Origin of the sequence: Streptomyces albus subsp. chlorinus (assembly GCF_013302895.1) — a bacterium.
In the GTDB taxonomy this organism is placed as follows: domain Bacteria; phylum Actinomycetota; class Actinomycetes; order Streptomycetales; family Streptomycetaceae; genus Streptomyces; species Streptomyces chlorinus.
In genome coordinates, this window is record NZ_VJOK01000001.1 from 1,120,902 (window position 1) to 1,138,939 (window position 18,038).

Below are 18,038 nucleotides of genomic sequence, written 5' to 3' on the forward strand. Positions count from 1 at the left end.
CGCCTCGTGCCGCGCGCAGCCGCAGGCGGCCACGAGGCCTCGGCCTGGTACGGCGGCGCGCAGCCACTCGGCGGGCGCGGCGGGCGGGCCGGCGGCGCGCAGCCGCTCCAGCCAGCGCAGCCACACGCCCTGCCGCAGGTCCGCGGCCTCGGTACCGGTGTGCGCGGCGGCCTCGGCGGCGCACTCGGCGTGCAGCAGCGCGCGCAAGCGCGGCTCCAGCAGGGAGGGTTGGGTCATACGCCGCTGCACGCCGCCGGCCCGCCCCGTGGTTGCGGGGCGGGCGGCACCTCACCCGTCGGTGTGGCGGCAGGACGCGGACTTCACCCCCGGCCGCCCCCTCCGCCCTCGCCGCGGAAGTCGGCGGCGGCCAGCAGCGCCGTGTCGCAGTTGTCGGAGAAGAGCCCGTCGATACCCGTCTCGAAGTACCGCTTGAAGGCCCCGAACGCGTCGCCGTAGGCGTTCGGGTCGGTGCCCCTGCGGAAGTCGGCGGGCAGGAAGCTGTTCTCGTTGCGCATGGTGTACGGGTGCAGCACGAGCTTGTGCGCGTGCGCGTCCCGCACGAGTGTGGTGGGCTCGCCGAGCGTGCCGTCGCTCCGGCGCGGGATGACCAGCTCCAGGGTGGGACCGATGCCCCGCGCGAAGCCGGCGATCCACTTCAGCCCCTCGGGCTCGACGAGGTCGGCGACGGTCCGCGGGTCGTTCGCCTCCACGAAGTCCCAGGGGCGCGAGGCGGGTCCGGACAGCAGGACGACGCCGGGGCAGTCGACCAGCCCGGCCAGCGTGCGGATGCTGCTCGGTTCGAAGGACTGCACGAAGTTCGGGGAGTGCGCCCTGTGCCGCCCGTACCGGCGCAGCAGCCCGGCCAGCGGCTTCTCCAGGCCGAGGCCCAGTTTGCGGAAGTAGGTGGGGTGCTTGGTCTCGATGTGCAGCCACACGGGGCGGCCCCGGCGCCTGCCCTCCTTCTCGGCCCACTCCAGGACCTCCTGGAAGGTGGGCACGGTCCAGCGGCCGTCGTAGAGCGTGTTGTGCGGGCGCTGCTTGGGGATGCGCTCCTTGGCGCGCAGCTTCCTCAGTTCCGCGAGCGTGAAGTCCTCGGTGAACCAGCCGGTGAGCTTCACCCCGTCCACCGTCTTGGTGGCCCTCCGGGAGGCGAACTCGGGGTGGTCGGCCACGTCGGTGGTGGCGGTGATGTCGTTCTCGTGCCGGCACACCAGGTGCCCGTCCTTGGTGGGGACCAGGTCCTGCTCGATGATGTCGGCGCCCATGTCGAGGGCGAGCTGGTAGGAGCCCATGGTGTGCTCGGGGCGGTAGCCGCTGGTGCCGCGGTGCGCGATGACGCAGGGGGTGGGCAGTCCGCGGTGGCCGCGGCCCCGCCCCCGGGAGGCGGCGGGCTGCTCGGCGGCGGCCCGCGCGGTGCCCCCGGCGCCCAGGGTGACCGCTCCGGCCGCGCCCAGTACGGCCGCTGCCGAGAGCACGGTTCTGCGGCCCGGCTGCTGCTCCTGTCCCATGCGCTTCCTCCGTCTCCGTGGCACCGATGTCCGGCCCCCGCCACACGACGGGCCGATGGTAGGACCGGCCGGGCGGCGCCGGGGAGACATGAGTGCGAACGGACGGGAAACTCGGAGTACTTCAGGCGACGGGACGGCGCGAGCGGGGCGGCAGCATAGGGAGCCGGTCCGTGTCAACACCCCGTAAAGGTGTGAGCAACCCGATGTGCCCGGTACCCGTCGCGGCGAGTATCGTCCTCATCTGCGCGTCCGTGCGCATGACCAGGCGCACGGCCATAACCGACTGGGCGGAGGGTCCGTTGTCCCGTTTCCGGCTGATCAAGGCAGTGCTCGGCCCGCTTCTTCGCGTGCTGTTCAGGCCGAAGGTCGAAGGGGCCGACCGTATTCCGGGCTCCGGCCCCGTGATCCTGGCGGGCAACCATCTGACCTTCATCGACTCGATGGTGCTGCCCCTGGTCACCACCCGGCAGGTCTTCTTCATCGGCAAGGACGCGTACGTCACGGGCAAGAGCCTCAAGGGCCGCCTGATGGCGTGGTTCTTCACCGGCGTCGGCATGATCCCCGTGGACCGGGACGGCGGTCCCGGCGGGGTGGCGGCCCTGATGACGGGGCGCCGCGTACTGGAAGAGGGCAACGTCTTCGCCATCTACCCGGAGGGCACCCGCTCCCCCGACGGCCGGCTCTACCGGGGCCGTACCGGCATCGCGCGGCTCGCGCTGATGACGGGCGCCCCCGTGGTGCCGTTCGCCATGATCGGCACGGACGAGGTGCAGCCCGGCGGCAAGGGCCTGCCCAGGATCGGCGGCGGCCGCCGTATCACCGTCCGCTTCGGCGAGCCCCTCGACTTCGCCCGCTACGACGGCATGGACCGCGACCGCTATGTGCTCCGCGCGGTGACCGACGAGGTCATGAGCCACGTCATGCGGCTCTCGGGCCAGGAGTACGTGGACATGTACGCCACCAAGGCGAAGGCCGCCTGACGCCGCGGCGACGCCTCCCGTCCGCGTCGCCGCTCCGGCCGCCCCTCACCGGTGCGGTCTCCCGCCTCCCCCCGGCCTGCGGCCCGGGGGAGTCACGGCCCGCGGGGCGTCCTCCTCCGCGGGCGCCTCCCCCAGCCGCTGGTCCCGCAGCAGGCGCCAGGCCAGCGCGGCCGCGGCGAGCAGGACGGCGGCGCCGACCCCGGCGCCGTAGCGCAGGCCCTCCGTGAAGGTGTCCCGTGCCACGTCCAGCAGCGCGTGCCCGGCACCGTCCGGCAGTCCGTGTGCCGTCCGCACGGCCTCGCCCAGGGACTGCCGGGCGTGCTCCGCGGCGCCCTCCGGAACCCGGGAGGGGGTGTCGAAGGAGCGGTACACCCCGGTCACGACGGAGCCGAGCAGCGCGATGCCGAGCGCGGCGCCCAGTTCGTAGGCGGTCTCGGAGACCGCCGAGGCGGCGCCCGCCTGCTCCTTGGGCACCGAGGAGAGGAGGACGTCGGCGGTCACCGTGAACGCGAGCCCGGCGCCGACGCCGACGACGAGCAGCACACCGCCCAGCAGCAGATAGCTGGAGGTCGCCTGGAGCCAGAGGCAGGCGCCCAGCGCCAGTCCCACGGCCGTCAGACCGCCGGAGACGGCGCCGCGGACGGAGGTGCGCCGCGCGAACCATCCGGCCAGGAGGCCGGCGACGACGGAGCCGACGGCGGCGGGCAGTTCGGCGAGCCCGGCCTGCAGCGGGGTGCGGTCCTGCACCATCTGCAGGAACTGGGAGAGGAAGAAGACCAGTCCCGACATGCCGAGGATGGTGAGCAGGTCGGCGAGGACGGCGCCGGTGAAGCCCCGGTTGGTGAACAGCCGCATGTCGAGCAGCGGGGCGGGCAGCCTCAGCTGCCGCCGCACGAACGCCCACAGGGCCACGAGACCGGCCGCGCCCGTGACCGCGACGTCCCACCGGAAGCCGTAGGCGGCCGCCTCCTTGACGGCGTAGACGAGGGCGATGATGCCGACCATCGACAGGCCGACGCTGGGCAGGTCCCACGGCCCGGGGGCCGGGTTCTTCGACTCGGGCAGCAGCTTGACGCCGACCAGCACCAGCACGGCCATCACCGGCAGGTTGATCAGGAAGACCGAGCCCCACCAGTAGTGCTCCAGCAGGAAGCCGCCGACGACGGGCCCCACGGCGGTGCCCGCGGCCGTCATCGCGCCCCAGATGCCGACGGCGAGGCTGCGCTCCCTGGGGTCGGGGAAGATGTTGCGGATCAGCGCGAGCGTGGAGGGCATCAGGGTGGCGCCAGCGACGCCCATCAGCGCCCGCCACAGGATCATGGCCTCCGAGCTGTGCGCGTAGGCGGTCAGCACGGACAGGGCACCGAACGCGACGGAGCCGGTGAGCAGCAGCTTCTTGCGGCCGACGCGGTCGCCGAGGCTGCCCATGGACACCAGCAGCCCGGCGATGACGAAGGAGTAGACGTCGCCGATCCACAGCAGCTGGGTGCTGGAGGGGCGCAGGTCCTCACTGAGGAAGGGCGCGGCAAGCCCGAGGACGGTGACGTCGATGCCGACCAGCAGCACGGCCAGCACCAGGATCGCGAGCGCGGCCCAGCGCAGCCGGGAGGGATCGCCCCCGTGCGGGGTCCGGTCGGCGCCCTCGGCGGGGCCCGGGGCCTTGCTGTTCATCTCTCACCGCTCCGTCGCAGGCCGCCGAGCAGCAGCTCGGCGGTCATCCGTGTCGAGTCGCGGGCCGCGACCCTGCCGTCCTGGACCGCCCAGGCCGACGCGGTGATCAGCGCGTAGAGCGCCTCCGTCAGCCAGGCCGGGGTCAGATCGATGCGGAAGGCGCCTTCTTGCTGGCCGCGCCGGAAGAGGGCGCCGATGCGCTCGTCGATCCTGGTCCAGCCCTCGTGCTGTTCGCCGGGCTCGAAGAGCTGGTTCTGGGTGACGAGGAAGCCGAGGAACCCGGCGTGTGGTTCGGTTTCGGCGACGACGCGGCGCAGCGCGTCAACGGCGTCGCCCTCGTCCGTGCGGGCGGCGTCCAGCGCCGCGTCCAGGCGGCGCAGGCCGAGTTGTTCGAGGGCGCGTATGAGTGCGTCGCGCCCGGCGAAGTGCCGGTGCAGCGTGGCGCGGCTGATGCCGGCGGCCTTGGCGATGTCGTCCATCGAGGAGGTCGGCCGCCGCGTCAGCACGTCCGCCGCCGTACTCAGCAGCTCTTCCCGGTCCAGACTCATGCGACAACCATACGTCAGATGAGACATCATTGTCGCACGCGAGACAGCGCAAGTGCCCCGCCGCGGCGTGGCGGCGGGGCACCAGGAGCAGGAGGCCGCTCCGGCTGCCGGGGCGGTGAACGGGTCAGCGGCCCGGTCCGGCGACGGGTCGGCGACCGGTCGGTGAACCGGTCAGCGACCGGCCCGGCGCCAGGCGCAGCTCCCCTCCGTGGCGCCCTTCCGCAGGGCGCGCTCGGCCTCCTTCCCGGGCAGCACCCGGGTCGTCCGGCCCGTGCACACCGCTGTCCGGTCGGCGTAGCCCGCCATGTCCAGCAGTATCCGGTCCCAGTGCCGGTACTGCACGTCGTGGCCGCTGTCCCCGTAACCGCGCACGGTCGGGCTGCCCGGCAGTTCCGCCTTCCAGCGGGCCTGCGCGGCGGGCGGAACGGTGGTGTCCTTCTCGCCTGTGTAGACGAACGCCGGGGCCTTCAGCCCGGACAGGTCGGGGCCCGGCCGGTCGCAGTAGAGCCGCTGCTCGTGCACCTGCGCCGAGGGGTCGCCCTTCTGCCCGCGCAGGTAGAAGGAGCGGGCGCCGTCCTCCTCGGCGGTGTCGGTGAAGCCGGGGATGTCCCGCACGGGGCTGTCCTCGGGGAAGGCCCACCATGCGCGCGGGTCGCGGATCTGCTCGCCGAAGTACTCCTCCAGCTCCTTGTCGCTCTTGCCGCAGTAGGCGGGCCTGTCGCCGTACGGCGGGAGCGCGGCGGCCAGGTGGAGGGAGGAGATCCGCTCCGGCGCGGCTGCGGCGAAGTGGGCCGCGTAGGGGCCGCCGCCGGAGATCGCGACGACGGCCGCCTTGCGGACGCCCAGTTCGTCGAGGACGGCGCGCACGTCCGCCGTGTAGTCGCGGAAGCCGAGCTCCGGGTCGTACTCGGTGTCGCCGAAGCCGTTGCGCTCCACCGAGATCAGCCGCAGGCCCAGCTTCTGCCGCGTGGTGCGCAGGAACTCCGTCATGCCCGAGGCGCGGGCCGTGGTGCCGGTGCCGCCCATGAAGACGACGGGCGTGCCGTCCTTCTCACCGGTGTCGCTGTAGTGCACGGTGCGGCCCGCGTGCCGCAGCTGGTGCATCGGCGGCCCGAGCGGGTCGAAGTCGTTCTGGACGACGGGGTGCGGCTTCCGGTCCGCCTCGGCCCGCGAGGCTCCCGCGGTGAACCCGATGCCGCCCGCGACCGCTGCCACGGAGAGGGCGAGGGCCACTGCGGCTGTCGGCGCCTTTTTCATTTCTCGGTCTCCCAGGTCTCAACGTGCGAGAGACCACCTGCCCGGAAAGCCGCCTGTCATGCCCACGGAAATCGGGGTGGGGCGCCGGTGACCAGGGGCTTTCACGTCCAGGACTGTCACGTCCAAGGCCGTCACGCCCAGGGCCGTCACGCCCAGGGCCGTCACGCCCAGGGCCGTCACGCCCAGGGCAGCTCGGCGCGCCGCCGCCAGTAGACCTCCGGCTCCTCCACCAGGTCCGCCAGCAGGGCGAGCTGGGCCTCGTCCAGCTCGACCGCGGTCGCCAGCAGATTGGAGTGGAGCGCGCCGACCGTGGCCGCGCCGGAGAGGACGACGCCCGCCCACGGCTGCCGCAGCACCGCGGCGAGAGCGACCGCGTCCGGTGTCGTCCCCGCCGCCTCGGCCACCAGGTGCAGATCGCGCGGCTCCTGACCGCCCGCCAGCCGCCCGTTGGCCATCGCCTCCTTGACGATCACCGTCAGCCCCGCGTCGTGCGCCTCGGCCAGCGCGCCGGCCGCCGAGGTCTCCAGCAGGTTGTAGGTGCTCTGGACGGTACGGAAGAGCGGCTCGCCGTCCACCGTGACGGCCAGGGCCGCCCGGATGGCGTCCGCCTGCGCGGGGCCGCTGGTGCTGAAGCCGACGGTCACCCCGTCCGCGGCCAGCCGCGCCAGCCGCTCGTGCAGCGCGGTGTCGGTGAGGGCCGGACTGTCGGGGGTGACGGAGTGGATCTGGTAGAGGTCGAGCCGGTCGCCGAGCAGCTCCCGGCTCTCGGCGAGCTGCCGGTCGAACGCCTCCGGCGAGTGGTCCTTGACCTCGTGCACCTCGACGTCGGTACGCCACTCCCCCACGTAGGTGTAGCCCCACTTGCTGCCGACGACCACGTCGTCGATCTCGGGGTGCTCGCGCAGCCACGCGGCGAGGAACTCCTCGGCCCGCCCGTAGGAGCGCGCCGCGTCGATGTAGCGCACGCCCTGCGCGTAGGCGGCGTCGAGGAGTTCGTGGGTGCGGGCACGCATCGCCTCCGGCGTGCGTGCGGCCGGGAGTTCGGACTCCCGGCCGAGTGTGAGGTACGCGGGGCGGCCCACGGCGGCCAGTCCTAGGCCGAGGTGGACCGTCGGGGTGGTGGCGGTGGCGAGACGGGCGAAGGGCATCGGCGACTCCAGGGGGCGGACGGGGTGAGCGGGGTGGAGGAGGTGAGCGGGGTGGAGGAGGTGAGCGGGGCGGCGGAAGAGTGAGCCGGTGGAAGGGGTGAGCGGGGTGGAAGGGGTACGGCGGACGGTGGTGCGGCTCTTGTCGCACCACCGTACTCGGCGGCCCCCTTGGGGCCCCGCACCTCGGCGCGGGGGCCTCGGTGTCGGGCCGTTCCCCGGCCGGGGAGAGTCCCGCCCCGGCCGGGGAGGGGGTGCCCCTTGCTGTGTGCGTGCGGGGCGCGGGTGCGTTGTGGCTTGGCGCGCCGTTCCCCGCACCCCTTCGGGGCGCCCCCCTGGCGCGAAGAGGCCCCTCCCCTGGTCCGGGAAGGGGGTGCCCCTTGCCGTGTGCGTGCGGGGCGCGGGTGGGTTGTGGCTTGGCGCGCCGTTCCCCGGGCCCCCTTCGGGGCGCCCTCCTGGTGTGCACCTGCGGGTGCGTTGTGGCTTGGCTCGCGGTTTGTCGCGGCTCTGCGGGGGTGGTCTCAGTGTTTGGTGGCCCATTCTCGTTGGTGGGCGAGGTTGGTGTGGAAGTCGGCCAGTTGGGCGGCGACGGCGGAGGGGGCGGTGCCGCCCTTGCCGTCGCGGGCGGCCAGGGCGCCGGAGACGTTGAGCACCTGGCGGACCTCGGGGGTCAGATGCGGGGAGATCGCGGCGAACTGCTCGTCCGTCAGCTGGTCCAGTTCGATCCCGTGCCGCTCGCACTCCTGGACGCAGGCGCCCGCCACCTCGTGCGCCACCCGGAACGGGACGCCGCGCTTGACCAGCCACTCGGCCACGTCGGTGGCCAGCGAGAAGCCGGCCGGCGCCAGCTCGGCCATCCGGTCGCCGTGCACGGTGAGGGTGGCCACCATCCCCGTGAAGGCGGGCAGCAGCAGCTCCAGTTGGTCGATGGAGTCGAAGACCGGCTCCTTGTCCTCCTGGAGGTCGCGGTTGTAGGCCAGCGGGAGGGCCTTGAGGGTCGCCATCAGCCCGGTGAGGTTGCCGATCAGCCGCCCGGACTTGCCGCGTGCCAGCTCGGCGATGTCCGGGTTCTTCTTCTGCGGCATGATCGAGGAGCCGGTGGAGAAGGCGTCGTGGAGGGTCACGAAGGAGAACTCCTTCGTGTTCCAGATGATGATCTCCTCCGCCAGTTTGGAGACGTCCACGCCGATCATCGCGGTGACGAACGCGAACTCCGCGACGAAGTCCCGGGAGGCCGTGCCGTCGATGGAGTTGGCCGCGCTGCCGCCCTCGAAGCCCAGGTCGGCCGCCACGGCCTCCGGGTCGAGCCCGAGGGAGGAGCCGGCCAGCGCGCCGGAGCCGTACGGGGAGACCGCGGTGCGCGTGTCCCACTGCCGCAGCCGCTCCGCGTCCCGCGCCAGCGCCTGGGCGTGGGCGAGCACATGGTGGGCGAAGAGCACCGGCTGCGCGTGCTGGAGGTGCGTGCGGCCCGGCATCGCCACGCCGGGGTGTGCCTCGGCCAGGGACACCAGCGCGGATTGCAGGTCGGCCAGCAGGCCGCCGATGACGCGGGCGTGGTCGCGCAGGTACATCCGGAAGAGCGTGGCGACCTGGTCGTTGCGGGAGCGGCCGGCGCGCAGCTTGCCGCCCAGGTCCTTGCCGACGCGTTCGAGCAGGCCCCTCTCCAGGGCCGTGTGCACGTCCTCGTCGGCGAGGGTGCCCTGGAAGTCGCCGGAGGCGACGTCCCGTTCGAGGGTGTCGAGGCCCTCCAGCATCCGGTGCAGCTCGTCCTCGGTGAGCAGGCCCGCCTTGTGGAGGACGCGGGCGTGGGCCCGGGAGCCCGCGATGTCGTACGGCGCCAGGCGCCAGTCGAAGTGGACCGAGGCCGACAGCTTTTCGAGGGCTTCGGCGGGGCCGTCCGCGAAGCGGCCGCCCCACAGGCGGATGTCGCCGTCCTCGCTGATGTCACTGCTCACTGCTGTGCTGCTCCTGGTCGGTTGCGTCGTCGGCTGCGGGCCGGTGGCCGCGCTGCCCGGGGCGGGAGCCTACGCCTGCCGGCCGCGTGCGGCGGCGTTCCGGGAGGAGGGGTCCGGAGGCTTCGACGCGCCCCGGGGACGGGCTGGTCGGCATGCGTTGGAGCGTATAAGTATGCATTGCCCCGCATGTTTCGTCAACGAGCCGTCCGGCCGGCGCGGGCACCCGGCCGGGACCTTCACAGCCGGCCCCTCAGCTCTTCCTCCAGCACGCGGGTGTGGGCCAGGGCGAGGTCCTTGACGGCGGTCAGCAGCGTGAGGGCGCCGGCACCGGAGGCGGCCCGCACCAGCGAGTCGAGCGCCCGCTCACCCTCGTCGGTGGCGAGTTCCGCGCGGTAGCGCTCGGCGAACTCCTCGAACTTGTCCGGGTCGTGGCGGTACCACGTGCGCAGTTCGGCGCTCGGCGCGACGCTCTTGTTCCAGTCGTCCAGCGCCGCCCGCTCCTTCGAGACGCCGCGCGGCCACACCCGGTCCACCAGCACCCGCGCCCCGTCCGCCGCCGGGTCGGGCTCCTCGTAGACGCGGCGCGCCCGGATCCTCGGCTTCTTCTTCGCTGCCATGACGCCAGCGTGCGGCCAGGTGGCCGCCCTCCGCATGTTGACGGTGTTCACATCGCTGGGTAGTTTGCCGCCATGACCGACTTCCCCCGGCTCGCGCGGCAGACCTGGCACCAGCTCGAACCCGTCTACGCGTCCGTCTACTTCGCCCCCCAGGTCGCCGCGGAGACCAGCGCCCTCGGCTACGACACCGCCGAGCGCCGGCCGGCCTACTTCGCCCTGCGCGCCGCACCGCTCGGCGCGGCCACCGCCGAACTGGTGACGGCCGCCTTCTACAGCTTCAGCCCCCGCGCGGTCGCCCGCCATGTGCCCGGCGTCTGGGACACGGCCTCGCCGGAGAAGGTGCTGGAGGCACGGGCGCGCGGCGTGGACGCGACGCTGCGGGCCCTCCTCGGCGAGCGGACCGGCGGGAAGGACATGGCCGAGGCGGCCGCCCTCGCCCGCACCGCCGCCGAGGCCGCCGGCCTCGCCGGCCGCCCGCTGGCGGCGGCCAACGCCGCCCTGCCCTGGCCCGAGGAGCCGCACATGGTGCTGTGGCAGGCGGCGAACGTGCTGCGCGAACACCGCGGGGACGGCCACCTGGCCGCGCTGCTGGCCGCGGACCTGGACGGCTGCGAGGCCCTGGTGTCCTTCGCGGCGGTCGACGCGGCCCCGGTGGAGAACTTCGCCTCCCGGGGCTGGAGCGAGGAGGAGTGGGCAGCGGCACGCGCGCGGCTCGCGGAGCGCGGGCTGGTCGACTCCGCGGGTGCCGCCACCGAGCGGGGGCGCGCGCTGCGGGACGAGGTGGAGCGGATGACGGACGAGCTGGCGGCGGCGCCGTACCGGGCTCTCGGCGCGCGGGGCTGCGCACGGCTGGCGGAGCTGAACGGCCCCGCGCTCACGGCCGTCGTCGGCTCCGGACTGCTGCCCACCCGCTCGACGCTGGGCATCCTCACCGTCCGGGCCCCCGGTCCCCGCTGAGACCGCCGCCCGATCCCCGGGGGGCGCTGCGCGGGTCACATCGCGAGACGGCCTTGCGCACGGGCCCCACCTGGGCGTTTTCTGCCCCGGTGCGAACCGAACACCAGAACATCTCCCCGCAGGCCGACGCCGAGCAGCGCGGTGCGCGCCGTGCGGTGACCGTCTTCCCCGTGCTGGTCCTCCTCGCCGGAGTGGTCGGCCTCCTCACACCCGGGACGTTCAAGGGCGGCGGCGAGGCGGTGCCCTACCTGCTGGGCGTGGTGATGTTCTGCATGGGCGTGACGATGACGCCGCAGGACTTCAAGGGCGTGGCCAGGCGGCCGTGGGCGGTGGCGCTGGGCCTGGTGGCGCACTATGTGATCATGCCGGGCCTCGGCTGGGTGGTCGCGCACGCGCTCGACCTGTCGCCGCAACTGGCCGCCGGGGTGATCCTGGTGGGCTGCGCGCCCAGCGGCACCGCCTCCAACGTCGTGACCTACCTGGCCCGTGGCGATGTGGCGCTGTCCGTCTCCGTGGCCACCGTCTCCACGGTGCTGGCCCCGCTGGTGACCCCGCCGCTGACCCTGCTGCTGGCGGGCGAGTACCTGCCCGTGGAGGCCGGGGCGATGGTGACCGACATCCTCAAGACGGTGCTGCTGCCGGTGCTGGCCGGACTGGTGGTGCGGCTGGTGGCCTCGCGCCTGGTGACACGGGCGCTGCCGGTGCTGCCGTGGCTCTCGGCCGTGACGATCGCGGTGATCGTGGCGGTCGTCGTCGCGGGCAGCGCCGACGCCATCAAGTCGGCCGCCGCGATGGTGATGCTCGCCGTCGTGCTGCACAACGGGCTCGGTCTCGCGCTCGGGTACGGCGCCGGGCGGCTGGCGCGGCTCGGGGAGCCCGCGAGCCGCGCCATGGCCTTCGAGGTGGGTATGCAGAACTCGGGGCTCGCCGCCTCGCTCGCCACCGCGCACTTCAGTCCGCTGGCCGCGCTGCCCGCCGCGGTCTTCTCCGTCTGGCACAACGTCTCCGGAGCGGTGGCCGCCGCCTGCTTCACCTATCGCGACCGCAGGCGGGCCGCCGGGTCGAGCCGGTAGACGCCGCCGCCCAGCGCGAGCACGTACAGCTCCCTGGCAACGTCTTCGGCGAAGGAGACGACCCGCCCTCCGTCGACGCCGAGGTTGGTCTCGCCGGTGACCTCGCCGTTCCTCATCCGCAGCGCCCGGATGTCGCCCTCGCAGTAGTCGCTGAACACATACCGGCCCCTCAGGTGCGGGAGGGCCTTGCCGCGGTAGACGTAGCCGCCGGTGACCGAGCAGCGGGACGAGGAGCGGTCGTACTCGAAGACCGGCGGCACGTGGTCCGCGGGCTCCTCGCCCGCGACCGGCAGGGTGCCCTCCATCCGGGACCAGCCGTAGTTCTCGCCGCCGCCGCTGCCGGCGGGTGCCCGGTCGATCTCCTCACGCCGGTTCTGGCCGACGTCACCGATCAGCAGATCGCCCCGGGCCGCGTCGAAGGAGAACCGCCACGGGTTGCGCAGCCCGTACGCCCAGATCTCGGGGCGGACGCCCGGCTCGCCGACGAACGGGTTGTCGGCGGGGACGGCGTACGGGTCGCCCTTGGCCGGGTCGATCCGCAGGATCTTGCCGAGGAGCGTGTCGAGGTTCTGGCCGTTGTCGTGCGGGTCGTTGGCGCTGCCGCCGTCGCCCAGGGCCAGGTAGAGCATGCCGTCCGGGCCGAAGGCGACGGCGCCGCCGTTGTGGTTGGCGAACGGCTGCTCCTGGGTGAGGACGGTGCGGCGGCTGCCCTTGCGGACCTGGCCGTCGACCACGGCGAACTCGTCCAGGCGGCTGGCGCCGCGCAGGTCGGTGAACGACAGGTACAGATGAGTCCGGTCCGGGTCGAAGGCGAGGCCCAGCAGGCCCCGCTCGCCGTCCTGCGTGGTCTCGCCCGTGATGTCGATCACGGGCTCCCCCAGTCCCCCGTCGTCCAGGACCCGCACCGTGCCCGCCCGTTCGGCGATCCACACGGTGCCGTCGGGGCCGGCCGTTCCCGCGGTGGGGCTCTCGGCCTCGGCCACCTTGGTCAGGGCCACGTCCAGGTGCCGGGGTGCGGTCTTCTCCCCGGCCGAGGCCGTGGAGGACAGGAGCGAGGCGGCTAACAGGAGCGCGCCGACGAGTGCCGAGCGTGTGCGGACTTTCACCGTGATCCTCCCGGAGTCAGGGGTCCGGTCGTCACCCGGCCGCGAGGGGCCGTCGGAGCTGGAGGGGCACACGCGCCGGTATGCGACCTGGGTGGGGGACGGTGCTCTACTGGCCGTCCGTGAGGTTAGCCGTCCCCGGGTCCGAGCGGAACACCGCGATGCCCCGCAGGGGCGGTCGGCGCTCCTTCTGGGCCAGCGCCAGCGGTCAGCGCTCCTTCTGGGCCAGCGCCAGCAGGTGGTCGGCCAGGGCCTGGCCGCCGTCGGGGGCGCGGCTGATCAGCAGGAGGGTGTCGTCGCCGGCGATGGTGCCGATGATCTCGTGCACCCCCGCCTGGTCGATGGCCGACGCCAGGAACTGGGCCGCACCGGGCGGGGTGCGCAGGACGACGAGGTTGGCGGACGCCTCGGCGGAGATGAGGAGTTCGCCGGCGAGCCGCGCCATCCGGGCCTCGGTGGCCGACTCGCCCAGCGGGGCCCGGGGCGTGGGGTCCCCGCCCTCGCCGGGTACCGCGTAGATCAGCTCGCCCCCCGTGTTGCGGATCTTGACGGCGCCCAGTTCGTCGAGGTCCCGGGAGAGGGTCGCCTGGGTGACCGTGAGGCCGTCGTCGGCCAGCAGCTTGGCGAGCTGGCTCTGCGAGCGGACCGGCTGCCTGCTGAGGATGTCGACGATCCGCCGGTGGCGTGCCGTCCGTGTCTGCGGGACGGCCTGGCCCCCGTGGTGCTCCTCGGTCATCGTGCGCGTACCCCTCTGGTTCGTCTTCCTCGGCTCATCGCTGTCCGCCGGCCGCCGCGCCCGCCGTCGCGCCGGCCGCCGCCGCGTCGAGCACGGCGGGCAGCGCGTGGACGAGTGCGTCCGCCTCCGCCGCGCCGAGGATCAGCGGCGGAGCGAGCCGGATGACGTCCTCGGCGACCGCGTTCACCAGGAAACCGGCGTCCTGGGCGGTCTGCTGCGCGCGCCGCGCGACCGGCTCGGTCAGCACGATACCCAGCAGCAGCCCCGCTCCGCGGACCTGAGCGACCCCCGGGTGGTCCAGGCCCAGGATGCCGTCGCGCAGCCGGGCGCCGACGCGCTTGACGTGCCCGAGCAGCCCCTCGGCCTCGATGGTCTCCAGGACCGCGAGCCCCGCGGCGCACGCCACCGGGTTGCCGCCGAAGGTGGAGCCGTGGTGTCCGGGCTCCAGCAGTTCGGCCGCCGCGTCGAAGGCGACGGTGGCCCCCAGCGGGAGTCCGCCGCCCAGCCCCTTGGCGAGCGTGAGGACGTCGGGCTCGACGCCCTCGGCCTGGCAGGCGAACCAGTGCCCCGTGCGGCCGACGCCGGTCTGGATCTCGTCCAGCACGAGCAGCGTGCCGGTGGCGGCGGTGATCTCGCGGGCGGCGGCCAGGTAGCCCTCGGGCGGCACGACGACGCCGTTCTCGCCCTGGATCGGCTCGATCAGCACGAACGCCGTCTCCTCGGTGACCGCGGCCCGCAGCGCCGCCACGTCGCCGTACGGGACGTGGGTGACCTCGCCGGGCAGCGGGCCGAACGGGTCCCGTTTGGCGGGCTGGCCGGTCAGCGCGAGCGCGCCCATGGTGCGGCCGTGGAAGCCGCCCTCGGTGGCCACCATGTGCGGGCGCCCGGTGCGGCGGCCGATCTTGAAGGCGGCCTCGACGGCCTCCGCGCCGGAGTTGGCGAAGTAGACCCTGCCGGAGCGGCCGGCCACCCGGAGCAGCTTCTCGGCCAGCGCGACGGGCGGCTCGGCGATGAACAGGTTGGAGACGTGGCCGAGGGTGGCGATCTGGTCGGAGACTGCGCGGACGACGGCGGGGTGCGCGGTGCCGAGCGCGTTGACGGCGATCCCGCCGACGAAGTCGGTGTACTGCCTGCCCTCCGCGTCCCACAGCCGGGTGCCCTCGCCGTGGGTGAGGGGCAGCCGGGGAGTGCCGTAGGTGTTCATCAGCGCGCCCTGCCACCGCCGGCTGAGGTGGGAGTTGTCGTGGGCGATGGTCATGCGGGGCCCTCCGCTTCCTGTGGCTCGTTCTCGCCCGCGGTGCGTGGCTCGGGGAGGGCGTCGGGCACGACCATGGTGCCGATGCCCTCGTCGGTGAAGATCTCCAGCAGGATGGAGTGCGGCACCCGCCCGTCGAGCACCCGCGCGGTGTGCACGCCGTTGCGCACGGCGTACAGGCAGCCCTCCATCTTGGGGACCATGCCGCTGGACAGTTCGGGCAGCAGCTTCTCCAGCTCCGCCGCGGTCAGTTCGCTGATCACGTCGTCGCTGCTGGGCCAGTCCGCGTACAGGCCCTCCACGTCGGTGAGCACCATCAGCGTCTCGGCGCCCAGCGCGGCGGCGAGCGCGGCGGCGGCCGTGTCCGCGTTGACGTTGTAGACGCCGCCGTCGCCGGGATCGGCGCTGCGGGCGATGGAGGAGATCACCGGGATGCGGCCGTCGTCCAGCAGTGCCTCGATCGCGCCGGTCTCCACCGAGCTGATCCGGCCCACCCGGCCCAGGTCGACGCTCTCCCCGTCCACTTGGGCGAGGTGCTTGGTCGCCGCCATGATGTGGGCGTCCTCGCCGGTCATGCCGACGGCGAGCGGCCCGTGCTGGTTGAGCAGGTTGACCAGCTCGCGCTGCACCTGCCCGGCCAGCACCATCCGTACGACGTCCATCGTCTCGGGCGTGGTCACCCGCAGCCCGGCGCGGAACTCCGACTCCAGGCCCAGCCGCTCCAGCTGGGTGCTGATCTGCGGGCCGCCGCCGTGCACGACGACCGGGCGCAGCCCCGCGTGGCGCAGGAAGACGACGTCCTGCGCGAAGGCCGCCTTCAGCTCCTCGTCCACCATGGCGTTGCCGCCGAACTTGATGACGACTGTCCTGCCGTGGTGCCGGGTCAGCCAGGGCAGCGCCTCGATGAGGGTCTGCGCCTTGGGCAGGGCGGTGTGCTTGCGGGCCGGGTTGCGGGGATTGGGTTTGCGGGTGCTCATGACGAATAGGCGCTGTTCTCGTGGACGTAGTCGGCCGTCAGGTCGTTGGTCCAGATGACGGCGGACGCGGAGCCGGCGTGCAGGTCGGCGGTGACGCGGACCTCGCGGAAGCGCATGTCCACCTTGTCGCGGTCCTCGCCGACGGAGCCGCCCCGGCAGACCTGGACACCGTTGATGGCCACGTCCAGCTCGTCCGGGTCGAAGGCCGCGTCGGTGGTGCCGATGGCGGCCAGCACCCGGCCCCAGTTGGGGTCCTCGCCGTGCACCGCGCACTTGAAGAGGTTGTTGCGGGCGATGGTGCGCCCCACCGTGACCGCCTCCTCCTCGGTGGCGGCGTTCACGATCTCGATGCGGATGTCCTTGGAGGCGCCCTCCGCGTCGCGGAGCAGCTGCTGCCCCAGGTCGTCGCAGACCGCGCGCACCGCCTCGGCGAACTCGGCCCGCCCGGGCCGCACCCCGCTGGCGGCGGACGCCATCAGCAGCACGGTGTCGTTGGTGGACATCGCGCCGTCGGAGTCGATGCGGTCGAAGGTGGTGCGGGTGGCGGCGCGCAGCGCGGCGTCCAGCTCCTCGGCCGGCACGTCCGCGTCGGTGGTCAGCACCACCAGCATGGTGGCCAGGCCCGGGGCGAGCATGCCCGCGCCCTTGGCCATGCCGCCGACGGTCCAGCCGGCGGGGCTGGTGACCACCGCGGTCTTGTGCACGGTGTCGGTGGTCTTGATGGCCAGGGCGGCCTTCTCGCCGCCGTGCTCGGAGAGGGCGGCGGCGGCCGTCTCCACACCGGGCAGCAGCTTGTCCATCGGCAGCCGCAGCCCGATCAGCCCCGTCGAGGCGACGGCGATCTCGGCCGCGCCGTGCTCGGCGCCGGTGGCGGCGCTCAGCGCCTCGGCCGCCTTCTCCGCGGTGGCGTGGGTGTCCTGGAAGCCGGGGGCACCGGTGCAGGCGTTGGCACCGCCGGAGTTGAGGACCACGGCGGACAGCCGCCCGCCCTTGAGGACCTGCTCGGACCAGAGCACCGGGGCCGCCTTGACGCGGTTGGCGGTGAAGACCCCGGCCGCCGCCCGGCCCGGCCCGGTGTTGACGACGAGCGCGAGGTCGGGGGCCCCGCTCTCCTTGATCCCGGCGGCGATGCCGGCCGCCGTGAACCCCTTGGCCGCGGTCACGCTCATGGTGCGACTCCGATCGTGGAAAGTCCCAGCCCCTCGTCCAGACCGAGGGCGATGTTCATGCTCTGGACGGCACCTCCGGCGGTGCCCTTGGTGAGGTTGTCGACGGCGCCGACGACGATGATCCGGTCCGCGTCCGGGTCGTGGGCGACCTGGAGGTGCACGGAGTTGGAGCCCTGCACGGAGGCGGTGGCCGGCCACTGGCCCTCGGGCAGCAGGGTGACGAACGGCTCGTCCTGGTACGCCTTCTCGTAGGCCGCCCGCAGCCGCTCGGCCGTGGTGCCGGGCGTCGCCTTGGCGCTGCAGGTGGCGAGGATGCCGCGGGACATCGGCGCGAGGGTCGGGGTGAAGGAGACGCTGACGCGCCGCCCGGCCGCCGCCGAGAGGTTCTGGACCATCTCGGGGGTGTGCCGGTGGACACCGCCGACGCCGTACGGACTCATCGAGCCCATGACCTCGCTGCCCAGCAGGTGCGGCTTGAGGGCCTTGCCGGCGCCGGAGGTGCCGGTCGCCGCGACGACGACGGCCTCGGGTTCGGCCAGCCCGTCCGCGTAGGCGGGGACGAGGGCGAGCGAGACGGCCGTGGGGAAGCAGCCGGGCACGGCGATCCGCCTGGTGCCGCGCAGCGCCGCGCGGGCGCCGGGCAGCTCGGGCAGTCCGTAGGGCCAGGTGCCGGCGTGCGGGGTGCCGTAGAAGCGCTCCCAGTCGGCCGGGTCGGCCAGCCGGAAATCGGCGCCGCAGTCGATGACCAGCGGCCCCTCGTCGGCGGACCCGAGCTGCTCGGCGAGAGCGGCGGACTGCCCGTGCGGGAGGGCGAGAAAGACCACGTCGTGGCCGCGCAGCACGTCGGCCGTCGTCTCCTCCAGCACGCGGTCCGCGAACGGCACCAGGTGCGGCTGGAGCGCGCCGAAGCGCTGTCCGGCGTTGCTGTTGCCGGTCAGCGCCCCGACCTCGGCCTCGGGGTGCCCGGCGAGCAGACGCAGTACCTCACCCCCCGCGTACCCGCTCGCTCCCGCCACCGCCGTGCGCACTGTCATGGGACCTCCTCCGTGAGAGCATGACTATACGCAGCTCGACAGTTTTATGCAAT

At 73.6% G+C, this 18,038-nt stretch carries 16 protein-coding genes and 1 pseudogene; 3 read left to right on the forward strand and 14 right to left on the reverse strand.

Annotated features, from left to right (window positions below; genetic code table 11):
• Together FM076_RS05180 and FM076_RS05185 are read right to left on the reverse strand one after the other, a co-directional pair.
• Positions 1-237, reverse strand: a pseudogene (locus FM076_RS05180) (hypothetical protein); the annotation flags it as partial.
• An 83-nt stretch (positions 238-320) separates the two neighbouring features.
• A complete protein-coding gene (locus FM076_RS05185; RefSeq protein WP_173868743.1) occupies positions 321-1,508 on the reverse strand; it encodes a glycerophosphodiester phosphodiesterase in 1,188 nt (395 codons plus the stop codon).
• Between the two features lie 299 nt (positions 1,509-1,807).
• On the opposite strand from FM076_RS05185, the gene FM076_RS05190 reads away from it, so the two are divergent.
• Complete coding sequence (locus FM076_RS05190) at positions 1,808-2,488, forward strand: lysophospholipid acyltransferase family protein (RefSeq protein ID WP_173868744.1); 681 nt, start codon at positions 1,808-1,810, stop codon at positions 2,486-2,488.
• A gap of 45 nt (positions 2,489-2,533) precedes the next feature.
• Here FM076_RS05190 and FM076_RS05195 read toward each other — a convergent pair whose 3' ends face one another.
• The 6 genes from FM076_RS05195 to FM076_RS05220 form a co-directional block, all read right to left on the reverse strand.
• On the reverse strand, positions 2,534-4,159 hold the full coding sequence (locus tag FM076_RS05195) for an MFS transporter (protein ID WP_173868745.1): 1,626 nt from the start codon (positions 4,157-4,159) through the stop codon (positions 2,534-2,536).
• Positions 4,156-4,707, reverse strand: a complete 552-nt coding sequence (locus tag FM076_RS05200) for a TetR/AcrR family transcriptional regulator (protein WP_173868746.1) — start codon at positions 4,705-4,707, stop codon at positions 4,156-4,158. Before FM076_RS05200 ends, FM076_RS05195 begins: the two co-directional genes overlap by 4 nt.
• 171 nt (positions 4,708-4,878) lie before the next feature.
• On the reverse strand, positions 4,879-5,964 hold the full coding sequence (locus FM076_RS05205) for an alpha/beta fold hydrolase (RefSeq protein ID WP_173868747.1): 1,086 nt from the start codon (positions 5,962-5,964) through the stop codon (positions 4,879-4,881).
• Between the two features lie 176 nt (positions 5,965-6,140).
• Positions 6,141-7,112 carry an aldo/keto reductase gene (locus FM076_RS05210; protein WP_173868748.1) on the reverse strand — a complete coding sequence of 324 codons (972 nt, stop codon included), beginning with the start codon at positions 7,110-7,112 and terminating at the stop codon, positions 6,141-6,143.
• A 518-nt stretch (positions 7,113-7,630) separates the two neighbouring features.
• Positions 7,631-9,064: an argininosuccinate lyase gene (argH, locus tag FM076_RS05215; protein WP_173868749.1), complete on the reverse strand. Its 1,434-nt coding sequence runs from the start codon at positions 9,062-9,064 to the stop codon at positions 7,631-7,633.
• 236 nt (positions 9,065-9,300) lie between these two features.
• Positions 9,301-9,681 (reverse strand): DUF488 domain-containing protein, encoded by a 381-nt coding sequence (locus tag FM076_RS05220; protein ID WP_173868750.1) that lies wholly within the window; start codon positions 9,679-9,681, stop codon positions 9,301-9,303.
• 72 nt (positions 9,682-9,753) lie between these two features.
• On the opposite strand from FM076_RS05220, the gene FM076_RS05225 reads away from it, so the two are divergent.
• Complete coding sequence (locus tag FM076_RS05225) at positions 9,754-10,638, forward strand: SCO6745 family protein (protein ID WP_173868751.1); 885 nt, start codon at positions 9,754-9,756, stop codon at positions 10,636-10,638.
• 89 nt (positions 10,639-10,727) lie between these two features.
• Positions 10,728-11,711: a bile acid:sodium symporter family protein gene (locus tag FM076_RS05230; protein WP_345944895.1), complete on the forward strand. Its 984-nt coding sequence runs from the start codon at positions 10,728-10,730 to the stop codon at positions 11,709-11,711.
• On the opposite strand, the gene FM076_RS05235 is transcribed toward FM076_RS05230, so the two are convergent.
• The 6 genes from FM076_RS05235 to argC all read right to left on the reverse strand — a co-directional run bounded on the left by FM076_RS05235 (position 11,672) and on the right by argC (position 17,985).
• Positions 11,672-12,817 carry a PQQ-dependent sugar dehydrogenase gene (locus FM076_RS05235; protein WP_173868752.1) on the reverse strand — a complete coding sequence of 382 codons (1,146 nt, stop codon included), beginning with the start codon at positions 12,815-12,817 and terminating at the stop codon, positions 11,672-11,674. The genes FM076_RS05230 and FM076_RS05235 overlap by 40 nt on opposite strands.
• 205 nt (positions 12,818-13,022) lie before the next feature.
• Complete coding sequence (locus FM076_RS05240; protein WP_173868753.1) at positions 13,023-13,550, reverse strand: arginine repressor; 528 nt, start codon at positions 13,548-13,550, stop codon at positions 13,023-13,025.
• A gap of 34 nt (positions 13,551-13,584) precedes the next feature.
• Positions 13,585-14,808: an acetylornithine transaminase gene (locus FM076_RS05245; RefSeq protein WP_173868754.1), complete on the reverse strand. Its 1,224-nt coding sequence runs from the start codon at positions 14,806-14,808 to the stop codon at positions 13,585-13,587.
• Positions 14,805-15,782: an acetylglutamate kinase gene (gene argB, locus FM076_RS05250; protein WP_173868755.1), complete on the reverse strand. Its 978-nt coding sequence runs from the start codon at positions 15,780-15,782 to the stop codon at positions 14,805-14,807. The genes FM076_RS05245 and argB overlap by 4 nt, the downstream gene beginning before the upstream one ends.
• The gene (argJ, locus tag FM076_RS05255; protein WP_173868756.1) at positions 15,779-16,951 is read right to left on the reverse strand and encodes a bifunctional glutamate N-acetyltransferase/amino-acid acetyltransferase ArgJ; all 1,173 of its coding nucleotides are present in this window, start codon (positions 16,949-16,951) and stop codon (positions 15,779-15,781) included. The genes argB and argJ overlap by 4 nt, the downstream gene beginning before the upstream one ends.
• On the reverse strand, positions 16,948-17,985 hold the full coding sequence (argC, locus tag FM076_RS05260) for an N-acetyl-gamma-glutamyl-phosphate reductase (protein WP_173868757.1): 1,038 nt from the start codon (positions 17,983-17,985) through the stop codon (positions 16,948-16,950). The genes argJ and argC overlap by 4 nt, the downstream gene beginning before the upstream one ends.
• Positions 17,986-18,038: the final 53 nt, after the last annotated feature.